This is a genomic window from Faecalibacterium duncaniae (assembly GCF_010509575.1).
GTDB classification, from domain to species: Bacteria; Bacillota; Clostridia; order Oscillospirales; family Ruminococcaceae; genus Faecalibacterium; species Faecalibacterium duncaniae.
Genome location: NZ_CP048437.1, coordinates 2,256,882 through 2,274,091, shown reverse-complemented (window position 1 = coordinate 2,274,091; position 17,210 = coordinate 2,256,882). Strand labels below are relative to the sequence as shown.

The window sequence follows — 17,210 nt, the reverse complement described above, 5'->3', positions numbered from 1 at the left end:
GTGTTGGGAAGGCAGGTGAAGGGGTTACTCCGAGATGGTGATGGCGCTCACCGGGCAGGCCTGTGCGGCTTCCACGGCGGTGGGTACGGTGTCGGGCGGCAGCTCGCCCGGCACAGCGACGGCCAGGATGCCTGTCATCTGGAATACCTCGGGGCAGATCCCGGTGCACTGGGTGCAGCCGATGCAGAGATCGGGGTCAACGAATGCTTTCATGGGAAGTTCCTCTCTTTCTGAAATGGCCCGCCCTTCGTTCAATCTCAGGGTCGGCTTGTGATAAAGCAAGTATGGACGGAAAGAAGATGAATTATCCCTAGGTTTTTTCCGGCAGATATGATACAATAGAGCACACAGGATCCAGGAGGAAAAACGATGAACATTCAGATCTTTGGCACCAGCAAGTGCTTTGATACCAAAAAAGCCCAGCGCTATTTCAAGGAGCGGGGCATCAAGTTCCAGATGATCGACCTGAAGGAAAAAGAGATGAGCCGGGGCGAGTTTGAGAACGTGGCCCGTGCGCTGGGCGGCTGGGAGCAGCTGGTGAACCCGGCGGCAAAGGACAAGCAGACGCTGGCCCTGCTGGATGCACTGGTGGATTGGCAGAAGGAGGACAAGCTGTTCGAGAATCAGCAGCTCTTCAAAACGCCCATCGTGCGCAACGGCAAAAAGGCCACCGTGGGCTACCAGCCCGAGATCTGGAAAACGTGGGAATAAATCGCGCTTTCACAAAAAATCCACGCCCCGGGTTTTGCACCGGCGGGCAGTTTGTGGTATACTGAAAGCTGGTATTTCCCCAAAAGATGACCTGATTTAGGAGACGATAAGGATATGAAAACCTATATGACCCCGGAAGAACACGCCCGGCTCCACCGCCGCCGCGCCCGGCAGACCCTTGGCCTGCTGATCGCTGTGCTGGCGCTGGTGGGCATTGTAACGGTCGTGCGGGCCGGTGTGAAGGGTGTGGCCACCCTGTTTGACGACACCCAGCAGAAAGCGGAATATGAGGACCGGCTGGAAGGTCTGGTCCTGTTCGACCCGCTGCCCTTTGACGGCATCGAGAACATCGATGACCTAACCCTGCGCGAAGCCGCCGTCTGGGGCTGCGTGTACAGCATCCAGGAGACCCAGGGAAGCTTTGATAACTACAACACGGACCCCGACACCGAACAGCTGCTGCTGCCCTCGGTGGATGTGGATGCCTATCTGGCAAAGCTGGTGGGCCCCAGCTTCAAGCTGACCCACAAGAGCTTTGAGATGGACGACATGACTGTCGAGTTCGATGAGACGACCCAGTGCTATAAGATCCCCGTCACCGGCAGCGTGGGCACCTTCCGCGCTACCGTCACCAGACTGTTCAAGAAGGACGGCCTGCTCCACGTTACCGTGGGCTATATCCCCACCCAGAGCAGTGATGACAGCATCCTGAACACCTCGTCCGACACGCCCACCAAGTATATGGATTACCTGTTCAGCCGCCAGAGCGGCAGCTGGTACCTGACCGGCCTGACCGACAGCGAGACCAAGCCCGAATCCGCCGACAGTGCAGCCTCTGCCGCGGAGCCTGCCCCGCTGGCTGAGAGTGAGGTCAACGATGCCATCCTTGCAACCGCAGGCGATTCTGCCGCCGCCAGCGTGGCCGCCAGCGCCGTTGCTGACGAGGCTGCCCCGGTGGAAGAGGCGGCGGAGAGCACCCCGGCGGAGAGCACCGAGGCTTCCTCTGAGAGCCCGGCGGCATAACCGAAAACCGAAATCTGACAGAACACCCCTGCACGGAATGTGTGAAGCATTCCACGCAGGGGTGTTTTTGTTTCCAGATCACTTCAGATCAAACCTGACCACGACCAGCCGATACCACAGGTATGGCACCATGTTCCAGACCATCCACAGCTCCATGAGGATATAGTTGGGCAGGTCCTTCAGGCGGAAGGGGCGCTTGCCGAGCCGCCCCTCTTTGAGCAGGGCGAAGGCTTCGTGCATTCCCTTGTCCCAGGCTTCGCCAAAGCCCTGCTTGTGGAACTTGTAGCACTTGAGCAGATAGCCCAGCGCCAGCGGGAGAAAGTTCAGGATGAGCATGAGCAGCGGCTCGTTCTTGAGGGGGAGCAGGATGCTGTTCCGGCCGCTCTGCTGGCTCTTGAAGGCGTTGTACTTCACCGCGCCGGTGCTGGCACCGCAGATGTGGTAGCATTTTGCGGTGGGGCAGAGGACACACTTGTAGCCTGCGTTGTTGGCACGCCAGCTCAGGTCCACATCCTCAAAGTAGGCGAAGAAGTTCTCGTCAAAGGTGCCGATCTCCTCCAGAATGCTCTTGCGGTAGAGCGCCGCGCCGCCGCAGGCCGAGAAGATGCGCTTCTGTTTGGTGTAGCGGCTGGCCCGGCGGCCGTCGCCGGTCTTGCAGGCAAAGCCCATCCAGGTGACGTAATCACCGGCATCGTCGGCCAGCTCCCGTTCAAAGTGGCGGAGCATCAGGCTCTGCACGGCAAAAATTTTGGGATCGGTCTCGGCGGTGCGGATGAGCTCGGCCAGCCACTCGGGCTCGGCAAAGGCATCGTTGTTGAACATGACCACATACTCGCCCTTGGCCCGGGCAATGCCCTGATTCACGGCGTGGGAGAAGCCGGTGTTGGTGCCGTTTTCGATCAGGGTGAAGTTGGGGCGGCCGCAGTAGCTGCGGGCCTGCTCCAGACTTTCATCGGTGGAACCGTTGTCCACGATGATGAGCTCAAAATCCTGCTCTGTCTGGGCGTAGACCGACTCGATGGAGTCCTTGAGCCAGCCTTTGCCGTTGATGTTGGGGATGACGATGGTTGCTTTCATATATAAATGCTCCTGAAAATTCAACTTCAGGGCAGATTATACCATAATTGCGTTGAAAAAGAAACCGGCAGTTGGGAAGAAAAGCGGAAAGCACAATGAAAAACTTTTCCGGACTTTTGTAGCAAATAACCAACCACTTCACTGTACGATTGTGCAATCTGCCCTTGAATTGTGACCAAAGCGTGTAAATATTGAGAAAATGGCTGCAAAACTGTTTACAAAAGAGTAACAGAATGATATACTTTACACCAGTGAATGAAACGCTCTTTTGTGAAGAAAGGATACTGACGTGGAAACAGCCAAGCACTTTGGAAGCAAACTTCGGAAAACTCTCGCTGCCCTGCTTGCAACGATGGCCCTGATGGCCGTGCTGCTCCCCGGGGCATTGGCCGTGGACCTGAACGTTGATGTTGGGTTCTACTTCAAACAGAGCCGGGGCGGCACCTGCACCCTGGCCTCTGCCGCAATGATGCTTCGCCGCCGGGCTTATCTGGATGGGATGGACAGCTGGGTGGATGTGACCGAAAACGGCATCAAGAGCACGGCCTGGTCAGGCGGGCTCTCCCACAGCTTTACATACAACGATATGCATGTGGGTTATGCGACCCTGCCTTCGGGCAAGGCGGCCAAGACGGAAGCGCTGGTCTCCATTCTGGCAGAGCATCCGGAGGGCATCGTGCTGTACGACCGCACCAGACCCCATGCCGTGCTCCTGACGGACTACACCGACGGCGTGTTCTACTGTTCCGATCCTTCCAACGGCGTTGCCTCTGGCCGTGTGCCGCTGTCTGCCGCCAGCATCTCCATTGGCGGCGCGTCCTGCTATTGGTACATCACCGAGGATGGCAATGACGATGGTCTGGAGCTTCTGGAAGAGGCTGTGCAGGCGGAGGAAGCTGCCGCGGAAACTGAGACTGTGGCAGAGACTGAAGCCGCTGCTGGCGAGGAAAGCAGCAGTCAGGATTGGTGGACGAGCCTGTTTGGCTGAATATTGATCTTTTGGGCGGCTGGCCGTTGGGTCAGCTGCCTTTTTTATTGCCTGCTTTTCCGGCTCCCCGGCCAGAGAAGCCGGGGCGGAGCGCTTGAGGGAGTTATCTCCGCAGCTCTGTCCCCGGGAAATAGTGCGCCAGAATTTCTTCCGCGCTCTGTCCCTGCTCGGCCAGCGCCTTGGCACCCCACTGGCTCAGCCCCACACCGTGGCCATAGCCCTTGGTGGTGAGGAGAAAGCTGCCCTCCTGATACTGCACCGTGAAGCAGGCGCTCCGCAGGCCCAGAGCTTTGCGCAGGGCCGGGCCAGTGACGCTCTGCCCGCAGACAGGCAGGGAGGCTACATAGCCCGAAGGGGTGAGCGCGGCCTCTCCGAACCAGCTGGCAGGTGCGGCGAGGTCAGGGAGCAGGCCCAGCCCGCCGAGAGCCTGCTGCATCTGTTCGGTGGTGAACTGAACGGTATAAAGGTAGTTGTCCGCATTGAGGTCGGTGGAGCTGTCCACGGCCACAAGATAGGGAAGGGCAGTGCCCCAGACGTTTTCGCTGGCCTCAGTCATGCCGTTGGAGATGGCAAAGTAGCTTGCCCCGGCGGGGGCGCTGCCATAGTAGAGCACATCGGTCAGCACACTGTCCACCAGCGCCGAGAGGCGGGCATAGTTCTCCTCATAGGCGGTGCCCCAGTAGCTGCGGAGGACTGCATCTGTTAAGTATCCCTGCCGCCGGACGGGGTCCACGCTCAGCCAGCCGGAAGCCGGTTCGGCGGTATGGTCGCGGCAGTAGAGGGCATAGCTGTGGGCCGCGATGGCCTGCGCCTTGAGCGCCTCGTCCGGCCAGCTGATGGGCATTTCCGCCGCCACGGCACCAATCAGATAGTCCCGCCGGGGCACCGAGACTACGGCCCCGGCGCTCTGGTCGGCCAGCAGAAAGCTCTCGCTGTCCTGATCGGAGGGCGGCACAGCGGCGCTGTCCGGGGCGGTTTCCGAAGTCGCAGTGCCCGGCAGAGGAGCAGAAGAAGCCCCCTGTGCCGGGCCGAACACTGCCAGTGTCAGCCGGTAACCGGCGATCGGCAGGAGCGTACCCAGCACCAGCAGCAGGGCGCAGAGGAGAAAGAATGTCTTTTTCATCGTAGTTTTCCCTCCCGGACAGGCATTTTTCTGGGCCCAGTGTACCAGTACGGCGGGGTGAAAAAGCGCACATTTCATCCAAGACTTGAATTTACTTCACAAAAGCGCTATCATAAGGGTGTGCCATCATGGTGGATGGCCGGAAAGTATATAAGAGAGAAATAAGAGAAAGGGGAATTCGCGCATGAACTATACCCATGCAGAAGTAGCGTCGCTGGACCCGCAGACCATGCGGACGCTGTGTGAAGAGTATCTGGCAAACAACTACATCGACCCGGAGACGAGTGAGCGTCTCGGTGTCAAGCGCGGCCTGCGCAACCCGGATGGTACCGGTGTGCTGGCAGGCCTGACCAATGTCTGTGACGTTGTGGGCTACAAAAAGGATCAGGAAGGGCATGTCATTCCCATTCCGGGCCGTCTGATCTACCGCGGCGTGGACATCAACGAGATCGTGAATGAGGCCTACCGCAACGACCGCTTTGTGTTTGAAGAGGTCATCTGGCTGCTGCTGTTCGGCAGCCTGCCCACCCAGGAGCAGCTGGACGATTTCTGCGAGCTGCTGGCAGAGCACCGTGCCCTGCCCGATGGTTTTATGGATACCATGAATGCTCCTTCGCCCAATATTATGAACAAGATGCAGCGGTGCGTGCTGGGCCTGTATTCCTACGACGAGCATGCCGAGGATCTGACGCTGGAGAATATCCTGAACCAGAGCATCAATCTGATCGCCAGTATGCCCACCATGATGGTGAACGCTTACCAGATGAAGCGCCGCTATTATGACAAGCAGAGCATGTTCTTCCACATGCCCAAGCCCGGCCAGAGCACGGCAGAGCACATCCTGAGCACCTACCGCCCGGACCAGAAGTTCACCCACGAGGAAGCCAAACTGCTGGATATGTGCCTGCTGGTCCACGCTGACCACGGCGGCGGCAACTGCTCCACCTTTACCGCCCGTGTGCTGTCCTCCTCGGGCACCGATACCTACTCGGCCATTGCAGCCGCCATTGGCGCGCTGAAGGGCCCCAAGCACGGCGGTGCCAACCTGATGGTCAACCGCCAGCTGCAGGATATTCTCAAGCATGTGGAGCACCCGGAGGACGACGACGAGGTGCGCGAGTATCTGCGCCGCATCCTGCGCAAGCAGGCGGGCGACGGCTCCGGCCTGATCTACGGTATGGGCCATGCGGTCTATACCATGAGCGACCCTCGTGAGGTCATTCTGAAGGAGCGCGCCAAGCACCTGGCCTACGAGAAGGGCTTTGAGGAAGAGTACAACATGCTGTGCAGCATCGAGCGGCTGGCTCCCGATATCTTTGCCGAGGAAAAGGGCAGCAGCAAGCCGGTGTGCGCCAATGTGGACCTGTTCAGCGGCCTGATCTATAACATGCTGGGCATCTCTGAGGATATCTACACCCCGCTGTTCGCCATTGCCCGTGTGCCGGGTTGGTGCGCACACCGGGTGGAGGAAGTCATTTTTGCCAACCGGATCATCCGGCCCGCCTATAAGTATCTGGGCGTGCGCCAGAAATATAAACCGATCGAGGAACGCTGATGAACGCTTTATTTGTGCTGATTTTCACCTGTGGTGGTGCCCTTGCCATTGGGCGCGGGCTTGACTTGGCCCTGTGGACGGACTGGAACACCGGCCTGTGCACAGCGGGCTCTGTCTGGCTGCGGTACGGCGGCCTGTGGGCGGCGCTGGTCGTTGGTATCATTGCCGCCCGGAAGCTGGCCCGCCAGCCCCTTGTTCTGCGCAGTGCGTGCAGGCCGGTGGGGATCACATCGGTGCTGGGCGGCGTGTGTGTCGGCCTGGCCGGTGCGGTGCGTCTGGCAGTGGGCATGACCGGCGTTGGCGCGCTGGTGCGTGCCGTGTTGGAGGTGGTGTGCGCTGTCTGGCTGATCCGGCTGGGCCGCAGCTGGACGCATAAGGGAGAATACCGTCTGCCCGGCCGGAGCATGACCCCGGCGGTGCTTGGCACGGCGGTGTTCTACTGGGGGGTGCTGAGCCGCTTTATGGAGAACAGCTCCAGCTGGCACCGGGTGGAACCGACTGCCATGGTCTGGCAGATGCTGGCTGCGCTGGTGTTTCTTTCGGCGATGGTCCGCGCCCTTTGGCTGCCGGAAACGTCCAACGGCTGCCAGCTGTGCGAGGCCGGGATCTGCACGTTCCTGCTCTGCTTCTGCTGGGAACTGCCCCGGGTGCTGGTGCTGCTGTTCCACGGCATCACGGTAGCTGACCTGCCCGAGGTGCTGTTTGGCTTTGGCATGTGCTGCATCGGCGCGCTGGGGCTTTTCACTGTGGCGCGGGTGGCAGGAAGTGACGGAAGGCCTGCAATACCCCGACACGCCGTTGGTTGAATTGCTGAAAAGATTCCCATAAAAGCTGTGAAAATCGTTCAAAAACAAAAAAGTGTGAAATTACCTTGTTAATTTTTTGGCGGGCACTTGAAGGTTTCCGCAATTTGGTCTATAATAAAGATACCGTGATTATTATCCGATAAAAGGGTAAGAACATTTAGGAGGTACTATTAACATGGCTGTTAGAGTTGCTATCAATGGTTTTGGTCGTATTGGCCGTCTGGCTTTCCGTCAGATGTTTGATGCTGAGGGTTACGAGGTCGTTGCAATCAACGATCTGACCAGCCCCAAGATGCTGGCTCACCTGCTGAAGTACGATACCGCTCAGGGTTCCTTCTGCGGCAAGATCGGCGAAGGCAAGCACACTGTCGAGGCTACCGAGGATTCCATCATCGTCGACGGCAAGGAGATCAAGATCTATGCTGTTAAGGACGCAAAGGATGCTCCCTGGGGCGAGCTGAACGTTGATGTCGTTCTGGAGTGCACCGGCTTCTACACCAGCAAGGAGAAGAGCATGGCTCACATCCAGGCTGGCGCAAAGAAGGTCGTTATCTCTGCTCCCGCAGGCAACGACCTGAAGACCATCGTCTTCTCCGTCAACGAGAAGACCCTGACCGCTGAGGATCAGGTCATCTCTGCTGCTTCCTGCACCACCAACTGCCTGGCTCCCATGGCTGACACCCTGAACAAGACCTACCCCATCGTTTCCGGCATCATGACCACTGTTCATGCTTACACCGGCGACCAGATGATCCTGGATGGTCCTCAGCGCAAGGGCGACCTGCGCCGTGCTCGTGCTGGCGCACAGAACATCGTTCCCAACAGCACCGGCGCTGCTAAGGCTATCGGCCTGGTCATCCCCGAGCTGAACGGCAAGCTGATCGGCTCTGCTCAGCGTGTGCCCGTTCCCACCGGCTCTACCACCATCTTGGTTGCCGTTGTCAAGGGCAAGGATGTCACCAAGGAGTCCATCAATGCTGCTATGAAGGCTGCTACCTCTGAGTCCTTCGGCTACAACGAGGATCCGATCGTTTCTTCCGATGTCATCGGCATGCGTTACGGCTCTCTGTTCGACGCTACCCAGACCATGGTCGCTAAGATCGACGACGACACCTATCAGGTTCAGGTCGTGTCCTGGTACGACAACGAGAACTCCTACACCTCTCAGATGGTCCGTACCATTAAGTACTTCGCTGAGAACTGCTAATTACAGCTCTACGCTCAAAAGTGCTTGAAGTGCCGTGCTGAATGACGGCTGGTACCGGCTTTGCTGGTACGAACATGCTGTGATTGGTACGACAACAGGATAACGAGTTCAATACCCTTCCTTTTGCGGGTTTCCGTGAGAGGAAGGGTGTTTTTTATGTGTTTGAAGGATCTCCGCGATGAATTTCTGTACGACTGCGAATGCCGCCATCTTGCCAAAGGCTCCCTGCGCAACTACCGGGCAGCGACACGATTCCTGGTGGACTTTCTGGAATTGAGACGGATCACCGAACTGGAGGAGGTCAAGCCACACCACATCCGGGATCTGATGAAGGAAAAGCAGGACATGGGCAGCACGCCACGGTACATCAATGATCTGCTCAAAGTCTGGCGGACTTGGTTCAATTATCTGGTGACCGAAGGCTATCTGGATGAACGGGATAACCCGGCCAAGAAGGTGAAGCCTCTTCGTCAGCCCAAAACCATCATTGATACCTTTACAGTGGATGAGATGAGGCGGATGATCCGATTTTACGATGGGACAGATTTCCTGTCGGTGAGGAATAAGACCATCATTATGCTGCTGTTCGACACCGGGATGCGCTGCAATGAGATGATCCTGATGGAGCCGGAAGACATCAAACCGGACTATATTCTGGTCAAGCATGGCAAGGGCAGCAAGGAACGCGTGGTGCCAAAGTCGCCTGCGCTGTCCAAGCAGCTGATGAAGTATCGTACCCTACGGGATGCCTATTTAAAGGAATACCCCAGTCGCCACAAGAACCTGTTTCTCAGCAAAAACGGGAAGCCTTTGACGGATGAAGCGGTTGCCCGGATGCTGAAACATTAAAATCTATCAACAGAAGGCCTCTGCCTTTCACAGAAATGTGATGGGCAGGGGCCTTTTTGCGTTAAGGAGAAGGTTGCTCAAAAAAGAAAAAAGTATCCTCCACATGGAAAATGGAGGGCCATGGACAAAATCTGGCGTTATTCCAACAGATTCAGCGCTTTTCTGCCCCTCATAGACACCTGACGTGAAAATATCCGGTTCATCTCCCGGCGCTTTCGGGTCAGGTCAGAGTGCACATAGCGCTGCAAGGTGATGTTGGCGTTGGCATGTCCCAACAATTCGCTGAGGGTCTTTACATCACACCCCGCCTGCAAACAGGTGGTAGCAAAGGTGTGTCGCAGCGCGTGCGGACGTACTTGCCGGACGGTCGCCTGCTTCAGATACGCTTTGATGCTTTTCCGATAGCAGCGGGGTTCGGTTGGCTTGGACTCGCTGCCGGACAGGAACCATGCAGCATTGCTGGCTTTTCCGCGCAGCTTTTTCAGCATAATAAGCAGCTGATTCGGGATTGGAATTTCCCGGCGGGAGGTGCGGGTTTTGGGCGTTTGGATGACCACCTTTGTATGACCGTTTCCGCAGGAAATTCGGCAGACCGTCCGGTTGATCTTCAGCGTGCCAAGTTTCAGGTCAAAATCGCCCCATTGCAGGCCGCAAATCTCACCAATTCGAAGCCCCAATTCCAGCCCCAGTAGTAAGCCAATTTTGCGAGGCGTAGGGTTCGCCTGTACATATTGATGAAGTCGTTGCTGTTCCGCCGGGGAGAGAGGCGCAGAAATTTTGTCGCTGGCTTTTGGCAACGCAACTTCCAGCTCCATTGGACGAATCAGACGTAAATGAGCGGCATATTTGCAGATGCGGCGCAGCATGGAGAGACATTCCCGGGCAGAGGAGTTTCCCAGCGGTTTGTGTGCGGCATCTGTGGGCGCAACGATCTGCTGCATGGCCCGCTCCAGAAAGCTTTCCTCAAGGGATGCAATGGGCACTTTGCTCAAAACCGGAAGAAGATACTTGTGCAGTGTGTATGAATAATGCGCATAGGTGGATTCTTTTATACTGTTCCGCAGGGAATGCAGCCATACCTCGGCCAGTGCTTCAAAGGTCAGGTCAGTTCGATTCAGGTTGTAGAAGCCCTCCTCGGCTTTCCTTTGAATCAGCACCCGTTTGACCTCCACATAGGCCGTTCCGTAAACGTAACCCCACTGGATCTTCCCCTCCGGTGTGCGCGCTTTGATGTACCTGCCTTCCCACCGACCGTCCTTACGCTTGCGAATGTTTTCTCCCCGTCGCGCCATCGCTGTTTCCTCCTGCTGTTTAGACCCTCATCTGACCCCTTATTTTCTCATTCTTCGTTTGCAGCTGGAATTATTATACAGAACTGGGCATGACACAAAAACAATCCGGCCTTCGCGATGTTTTTTCAGGGTCAAATGTGATACATTTATGATGATTTCTATTGAATCCCAGATATAACCATGATAAAATAAGATGAGATTATAGACAATGATGTCAAAGGAACGGTATCCTCCATTTTCACTGTGAAGGATACCCCTGAATTGCGGAAAGGGGTGAACAAGGTGGCACTGCGTCTGTTTGAACACAACGAGAAAGCATATCATGCGGCAGTCCGGATGATGGAGCAGTATGGCAAGGCCGCCATTGTTCATCCCACTGGTACCGGAAAGAGCTATATTGCGTTCAAGCTGATCGAGGACAACCCGGAGAAGGTTGTGATCTGGCTTTCTCCCAGTGAATATATCTTCAAGACACAGCTGGAGAGCCTGAAAAGGAACGACCCGGATTTTCCGCTGGCGAACGTCCATTTTTACACCTATGCGAAGCTGATGTGCTGTACCGAAGGCCAGCTTGCAGAAATCGCTGGACTTCAGCCATCTTATATCATATTGGACGAATTCCACCGTGCCGGTGCGGAATGCTGGGGCGAAAGCACGGTGGCTTTATTAAGGTTATGCCCGGACGCAAGACTGCTGGGCTTGACAGCGACAAACATCCGATATCTGGATAATAACCGTGACATGGCCGAAGAGCTTTTTGACAGCCGTGTTGCGAGCGACATGACCCTTGGCGAAGCAATCGTCAGGGGTATTTTGCCTGCTCCGAACTATGTGACTACCGTCTATCAGTACCAGAAAGACTTGGCACACTATCAGACAAGAGTGGATAATCTGCGTTCTGCTGGGATTCAGGACGTAAATCAAAAATATCTGGATGCCCTGCGCCGCGCCTTGGAACAAGCAGATGGATTAGATAAGGTTTTCGCTCATCATATCACGAACAAGTCTGGAAAGTACATCGTGTTCTGCGCCAACAAGGAGCACATGGACGAAATGATCTCTCATGTGCCGGAGTGGTTTGCAAAGGTGAATCCGGAAGTGGCGGTCTACGAAGCCTACTCGGATGACCCCGGTACAGACAAGGCTTTTGCCGACTTCAAGGCCGATGAAAGTGACCGCCTGAAGCTGCTGTTTTGCATCGACATGCTCAACGAGGGAGTTCATGTAGAAGGCATTTCAGGTGTCATCCTGTTCCGGCCCACCATTTCACCCATCATCTACAAGCAGCAGATTGGCCGCGCACTAACTGCGGGGGAAAATTCTACACCGCTTATCCTCGATGTAGTCAACAACTTCGAGGGTCTGTGCAGCATTGCTGGGTTACAGGGCGAGATGCAGGAGGCAGTCTACCGCCTGAATGCCAACGGTGAGGGCGATAGGATCATCACCGAACGGTTTGAAGTTGTCGAGCAGGTGCATGACTGTCGGGTGCTGTTTGAGCGGCTGCAGGCAAGCTTGGCCTCTAGTTGGGACCATTATTTTTCGGAAGCAAGCATTTACTATGCGGAGCATGGCAGCCTGAATATTCCAAAGCGTTATACCACACCGGCGGGATTGAGCCTTGGCGAATGGCTGACGACCCAGCGCCGTGTTCGTGCGGGACAGATTCCGGGGAACTTGACCGAACAGCAAATCGCACGGCTGGACAGCATCGGGATGGAGTGGGGCAACCGCAACGATGCCGCGTGGGAACGTGGTCTGGAAGAAGCGAGAAAATTTCGGGAACAGTTTGGGAATTTGCAGGTTCCGGCGAAATACAAAACGAAAGATGACTATCCTCTGGGAAAGTGGATCAACAATGCGCGGAAACGCCGAAGCGATGGAAAGCTGACGGAAGAACGCATCCGACAGTTGGATCAGTTGGGGATGGCATGGAAGGTATTTGATGTCCGATGGGAACAGGGGTATGCACTTGCTATGAATTATGCCGCCAAGCACGGCGACTTGAATGTTCCTGTCAATTACACGACTGAAGAGGGCGAAAAGCTGGGTGCGTGGATTTTGAATCAGAGGACGGCATATGCAAAAGAAATGCTTTCCCAAGACCAAATCGGTCGTCTGGAAAAAATAGGAATCTATTGGGGAAACCGTAATGACCGCCAGTGGAACGAGGTCTATGGTGCCGCCAAGCGTTATTTTGAGGCAAATGGAGACCTTGATGTCCCGGTGGCCTATGTTTCGCCGGAGGGCTATGCCCTTGGAAAATGGGTGCGGCGGCAGCAGTATGCATATCGGAATCCGGAGAAGAGCAATGCAATTTTATCACAAGAGCGCATGGAGTTGCTGGATGCCATCGGAATGCAGTGGGAGAAACCGGACCCGTGGCAGCACCGGTTCGAGCTGGCGCAGGAGTATAAAAGATGCCATGGAAATCTGGAGATTCCAGCAAAATACAAGACTGCGGATGGCATTTGGCTGAGCCGATGGGTGTACAACCAGAAACGGCTGCTGCAAAGCGGGTCGGAAAAGTTGAGCGAAGAGCAAAAGAAAAAGCTAAAGGAGTTATTGGGGTATTATGTCAAAATTTCAGCATGATGTGATGTTGAAGATCGTAAAAATCATCGATTTGGTGATGATCACGATTCCGTTTGCACTTTGTTGGGAGCTGTACTACTCGTATCAGGTCTATGCAAAGTTTGGCTGGAGGGGCAACTGGACCATGATCGGTCTGTTTGCAGTGTTGTTCTTTCTGCTGGGTAAAGTCTACGATGCGTTCTGGATGTCTTTGCAGCGCATTTCAGAGTTGATCTATGGACAGGTACTGGCAGCCATGGCAACCGATGGCATTCTGTACGTTGTCATCTGCCTGATGGCCCGGCGGCTCTGCAATCTTCTGCCGGGCATCGCAGCGATTGCCGGACAGATCCTGATGGCCTCAATCTGGGCGAAGTTGGCGCATGGATGGTACTTTAATACGTTCCAGGCCCAGCCGACTGCAGTCGTTTATGATGTTCGTCATGGATTGGAAAAGCTCATCAATGAGTACGGTCTTTCAAAAAAATACGATGTCAAGATGACCTTGAACGTTGAGGAATGCCTGAACGACCTGAGCCTGCTGGATGGAATGCAGAGCGTGTTCATCAGCGGTGTCCACAGCCATGAGCGCAATATCATCCTGAAATACTGCGTAGGGCAGGGCATCAATGTGTTCGTGATCCCTCGTGTGGGCGATGTGATTATGAGCGGTGCCCAGCCGATGCATATGTTCCATCTGCCCATGCTGCGTGTGGGCCGCTACATGGCAAGCCCGGAGTTCTTGTTTATCAAGCGTGCCATGGATATTGTGATCTCGCTGGTGGCACTGGTTATCCTGAGTCCGGTGTTTCTGATTACGGCTATTGCAGTCAAATCCGATGGTGGTCCTGCTTTTTACAAGCAGGTTCGCCTGACCAAAGACGGTAAGCAGTTCGAGATTTTGAAGTTCCGCTCCATGCGTGTGGATGCCGAAAAAGACGGTGTGGCGCGTCTTTCCACTGGTGACAAAGATGACCGTATCACGAAGGTCGGTCATATCATCCGCGCCTGCCGTCTGGACGAGCTGCCCCAGCTTCTCAATATCTTGAAGGGAGACTTGTCCATTGTAGGCCCACGCCCGGAACGCCCTGAGATCGCTGCCCAGTATTGTGAGGAAATGCCGGAGTTTGCTCTGCGGCTGCAGGCCAAGGCGGGTCTGACCGGCTATGCACAGGTGTACGGCAAGTATAACACCACCCCCTACGATAAGCTGCAGATGGATCTGATGTACATTGCGCATCCCAGCCTGATCGAGGATTTGAAAATCATGCTGGCGACCGTGAAGATCCTGTTTATGCCGGAGAGTACTGAGGGCGTGGCAGAAGGTGCGACTACGGCGATGGGACAGGAGACAGAAGAATGATGCAGAATTACAGTGTCTTGATGTCCGTTTATTATAAGGAAAAGCCAGAATACTTCGAGCAAGCAATTGAAAGTGTTCAATCACAGACGTTCCCAACTGATGATTTCATACTGGTATGTGACGGACCACTGAATGATGCGCTGGACAAGGTGATTGCCAAAAAGCAGCAAGAGATGGGGATAACTTTAAATGTCGTTCGCCTTGCTAAGAACGGTGGACTTGGCAATGCACTGAATGAGGGCATCAAGCACTGTAAAAATGAGCTGGTTGCTCGGATGGATAGCGATGATATTGCGTATCCGGATCGCTGTGAGAAACAGCTTGCTGTGTTTAACGAGCATCCAGAAGTGAGTATCTGCTCTGGCATCGTGGAAGAGTTTACTACTGATCCGAATACCGTCGATGCGAAGCGTGTGCCACCGGAGACAAATGCGGAAATTGTAGAATTTGCAAAGAAGCGCAATCCGTTTAATCACCCTTGTGTGATGTATAAAAAATCCGCAGTCGAGGCGGTTGGTTCTTACCAGGACTTCTACTTGTTGGAGGACTATTACCTTTGGCTCCGGATGCTAATGGCCGGATATCAGGGGTACAACATTCAGGAGCCGCTGCTCCATATGAGAGCTGGCTCGGATATGTACTTGCGGCGTGCTGGTTGGAAATATGCCAAGACGCAGGCAAAGCTGTTCAAGTTTATGAAGCAGAAAGGCTTCATTGGAAAGGGTCAGTACATAAAGAGCTGCGTGATTCGTAGTGGGTCGGCGTTAGCTCCGAATTGGCTGCGGAAGTTTATGTTTGAGAAAGTGCTGAGGAAATAGGAATGAAAATAGCAATTTTGATTTTGTGCCATAAGAATCCGAAGCAGATAAATCTGCTGTTGGACAAACTGAACCATCAAGACATTGATTGCTATATCCACATTGATAAAAAAGCGGACTTTGCGAATAAAATTACAAAAAGAAGCAATATCGTTTTGCTTCCGGATGAAAAACGTGTGTCAGTTGAATGGGCACAGATTTCAATGGTGACTGCAACGATTAACTTGGTGGAAGAAGCACATCGGCACGGAAAATATGATTACTATTGGTTGACCAGCGGGCAGGATTGGCCGCTGTACTCAGCAGATGAAATTGTGAATTTCTTCAAGAACCATGATGGTGAAAACTTTATTCAGTACTGGGATAGCAAAAATTACGGGAATCACTTGCAGAATAATCTGGATAAACGCAATCAAATCTATTTCCCCCTGTGGATGATTGGGAGAAGGCTGTGGCAGAAGGTCGTAAAAAGAGGTTGGGTAGAGCTAACAGGCGGATATAACCGAACATGGAAGTCTTTTATGCGTAAACAACTGCAAATCGAATTCTATTTTGGGAGTCAGTGGTAGGCGTTGACAGGTGAGACGGTGGAGTGGATTATAAATTACCTTGGCCAACACGAGGACTACTATATATTCTATAAAAATACCGTATGTCCGGATGAATCGTTCTTTCAGACATTGGTAATGATGTCTCCTTATGCAGACAAGAAAACAGACTACTTGACTTATTTGCATTTTTCAGAAGGAGCGAACAGTCCGGATATACTAAGAGCAAGTGACTTTCCACAAGCGAAGGAAAGTGGATGTCTTGTAATGCGAAAAGTTGATATGGATGTTGATGACTTTTTTGTTAGCCGATAGAAGAGAGGAAAAAGGATGCCAGAAATAAGTGTTATTGTTCCAGTTTATAAGGTTGAAAAATACCTTGATCGGTGCATAGAGTCTATTGTAAATCAGACCTATCCTGATTTTGAACTTATTCTTGTTGACGACGGCTCTCCGGATAATTGTCCTGCCCTATGTGATGCGTGGGCAGAGCGTGATGGGCGAATTCGAGTGATTCACAAGAAAAATGGCGGTCTTAGTTCTGCGCGAAATGCAGGAATGGATGTAATGTGCGGAAAATATGTATGCTTTATTGATTCCGATGACTGGATCGAATTGAACTTTCTCGAAGTCTTAAGGAGTCTTTTTGAAAAGTATCCGCAGGCAAAAATTACGGCGTGTGCCTCAAGGCAAGATGCAATCCCCGATTTTCAAGTTATTCAGCCAAAAGAATATATAACCGTTTATGACAAAAGAAAAATGTTTGATTATTTTTTTCGGGTAAACGGAGAGCCAAGTAATACAGGTGTGTGGAATAAGCTTATAAAAACTTCCATTTTAGAAAACTTTAGGTATGTAATTACTTTAAACGAAGACGTAGAAGCATGTTATGAGTTTTATACAAGAGCAGATTTTATGGTGGAAACAAATCAAATCCTACATCATTATTTTGTGAATAACAGTGGAATTACACGTTCTACTTTTTCGGAAAAAGATTTGGACTATCTTTCCGTATGGGATCGTGTTGTAACTCGCACTGAACAGGAACAGCCGGATTATTTGAGATTTGCTATTTTGGCGAGAAAAAGAGCAAATTTTACAATGCTTTCTAAAATGCTAATTCGTGGATATGATAAGAAAAATAAAAATCTAAAAAGTATTTACAAAAGACTGAAGAGTGAAGTCCGAAAAGATTACTTCCAGCTACTTACGTCAAAAATGCCGCTGAGCAGAAAAGTATTGCTGACATTAGAGTGCATTTGAATGATATGATTTT

At 53.4% G+C, this 17,210-nt stretch carries 16 protein-coding genes; 12 read left to right on the top strand and 4 right to left on the bottom strand.

The window, feature by feature from the left end; genetic code table 11:
- Positions 1-24: 24 nt before the first annotated feature.
- The gene (locus tag GXM22_RS10970; RefSeq protein ID WP_005931159.1) at positions 25-213 is read right to left on the bottom strand and encodes a ferredoxin; all 189 of its coding nucleotides are present in this window, start codon (positions 211-213) and stop codon (positions 25-27) included.
- A gap of 156 nt (positions 214-369) precedes the next feature.
- Here GXM22_RS10970 and GXM22_RS10965 point away from each other — a divergent pair, with 156 nt between their 5' ends.
- Complete coding sequence (locus GXM22_RS10965; RefSeq protein ID WP_005931157.1) at positions 370-711, top strand: arsenate reductase family protein; 342 nt, start codon at positions 370-372, stop codon at positions 709-711.
- Between the two features lie 114 nt (positions 712-825).
- On the top strand, positions 826-1,734 hold the full coding sequence (locus tag GXM22_RS10960; protein ID WP_005931155.1) for a hypothetical protein: 909 nt from the start codon (positions 826-828) through the stop codon (positions 1,732-1,734).
- A 78-nt stretch (positions 1,735-1,812) separates the two neighbouring features.
- On the opposite strand, the gene GXM22_RS10955 is transcribed toward GXM22_RS10960, so the two are convergent.
- A complete protein-coding gene (locus GXM22_RS10955) occupies positions 1,813-2,811 on the bottom strand; it encodes a glycosyltransferase family 2 protein (RefSeq protein WP_005931153.1) in 999 nt (332 codons plus the stop codon).
- Between the two features lie 289 nt (positions 2,812-3,100).
- Between GXM22_RS10955 and GXM22_RS10950 the strand changes: the two genes are divergently transcribed.
- Entirely contained in the window at positions 3,101-3,799 is a 699-nt protein-coding gene (locus tag GXM22_RS10950) for a hypothetical protein (RefSeq protein ID WP_005931151.1), read from the top strand.
- A 103-nt stretch (positions 3,800-3,902) separates the two neighbouring features.
- Here the strand turns inward: GXM22_RS10950 and GXM22_RS10945 are convergent, their stop codons facing one another.
- Positions 3,903-4,922: a SpoIID/LytB domain-containing protein gene (locus GXM22_RS10945; protein WP_035393677.1), complete on the bottom strand. Its 1,020-nt coding sequence runs from the start codon at positions 4,920-4,922 to the stop codon at positions 3,903-3,905.
- A gap of 184 nt (positions 4,923-5,106) precedes the next feature.
- Between GXM22_RS10945 and GXM22_RS10940 the strand changes: the two genes are divergently transcribed.
- The 4 genes from GXM22_RS10940 to GXM22_RS10925 all read left to right on the top strand — a co-directional run bounded on the left by GXM22_RS10940 (position 5,107) and on the right by GXM22_RS10925 (position 9,339).
- On the top strand, positions 5,107-6,477 hold the full coding sequence (locus GXM22_RS10940) for a citrate synthase (RefSeq protein WP_005931146.1): 1,371 nt from the start codon (positions 5,107-5,109) through the stop codon (positions 6,475-6,477).
- The gene (locus GXM22_RS10935; RefSeq protein ID WP_005931141.1) at positions 6,477-7,283 is read left to right on the top strand and encodes a hypothetical protein; all 807 of its coding nucleotides are present in this window, start codon (positions 6,477-6,479) and stop codon (positions 7,281-7,283) included. Before GXM22_RS10940 ends, GXM22_RS10935 begins: the two co-directional genes overlap by 1 nt.
- A 175-nt stretch (positions 7,284-7,458) precedes the next feature.
- Positions 7,459-8,490, top strand: a complete 1,032-nt coding sequence (gene gap / locus GXM22_RS10930; protein WP_005931138.1) for a type I glyceraldehyde-3-phosphate dehydrogenase — start codon at positions 7,459-7,461, stop codon at positions 8,488-8,490.
- A 156-nt stretch (positions 8,491-8,646) separates the two neighbouring features.
- The gene (locus GXM22_RS10925) at positions 8,647-9,339 is read left to right on the top strand and encodes a tyrosine-type recombinase/integrase (protein ID WP_005931136.1); all 693 of its coding nucleotides are present in this window, start codon (positions 8,647-8,649) and stop codon (positions 9,337-9,339) included.
- Between the two features lie 137 nt (positions 9,340-9,476).
- Here the strand turns inward: GXM22_RS10925 and GXM22_RS10920 are convergent, their stop codons facing one another.
- Positions 9,477-10,631 carry a tyrosine-type recombinase/integrase gene (locus GXM22_RS10920; protein ID WP_005931132.1) on the bottom strand — a complete coding sequence of 385 codons (1,155 nt, stop codon included), beginning with the start codon at positions 10,629-10,631 and terminating at the stop codon, positions 9,477-9,479.
- Between the two features lie 282 nt (positions 10,632-10,913).
- Between GXM22_RS10920 and GXM22_RS10915 the strand changes: the two genes are divergently transcribed.
- From GXM22_RS10915 to GXM22_RS10895, 5 genes are all read left to right on the top strand, one after another.
- Positions 10,914-13,226 (top strand): Helicase associated domain protein, encoded by a 2,313-nt coding sequence (locus GXM22_RS10915; protein ID WP_147585084.1) that lies wholly within the window; start codon positions 10,914-10,916, stop codon positions 13,224-13,226.
- Entirely contained in the window at positions 13,207-14,568 is a 1,362-nt protein-coding gene (locus GXM22_RS10910; RefSeq protein ID WP_005931123.1) for a sugar transferase, read from the top strand. The genes GXM22_RS10915 and GXM22_RS10910 overlap by 20 nt, the downstream gene beginning before the upstream one ends.
- Positions 14,565-15,386 (top strand): glycosyltransferase family 2 protein, encoded by an 822-nt coding sequence (locus GXM22_RS10905; protein ID WP_005931120.1) that lies wholly within the window; start codon positions 14,565-14,567, stop codon positions 15,384-15,386. The genes GXM22_RS10910 and GXM22_RS10905 overlap by 4 nt, the downstream gene beginning before the upstream one ends.
- Before the next feature lie 2 nt (positions 15,387-15,388).
- Entirely contained in the window at positions 15,389-15,955 is a 567-nt protein-coding gene (locus GXM22_RS10900) for a beta-1,6-N-acetylglucosaminyltransferase (protein ID WP_005931117.1), read from the top strand.
- Between the two features lie 309 nt (positions 15,956-16,264).
- Positions 16,265-17,197 (top strand): glycosyltransferase family 2 protein, encoded by a 933-nt coding sequence (locus tag GXM22_RS10895; protein WP_005931111.1) that lies wholly within the window; start codon positions 16,265-16,267, stop codon positions 17,195-17,197.
- Positions 17,198-17,210 lie beyond the last annotated feature (13 nt).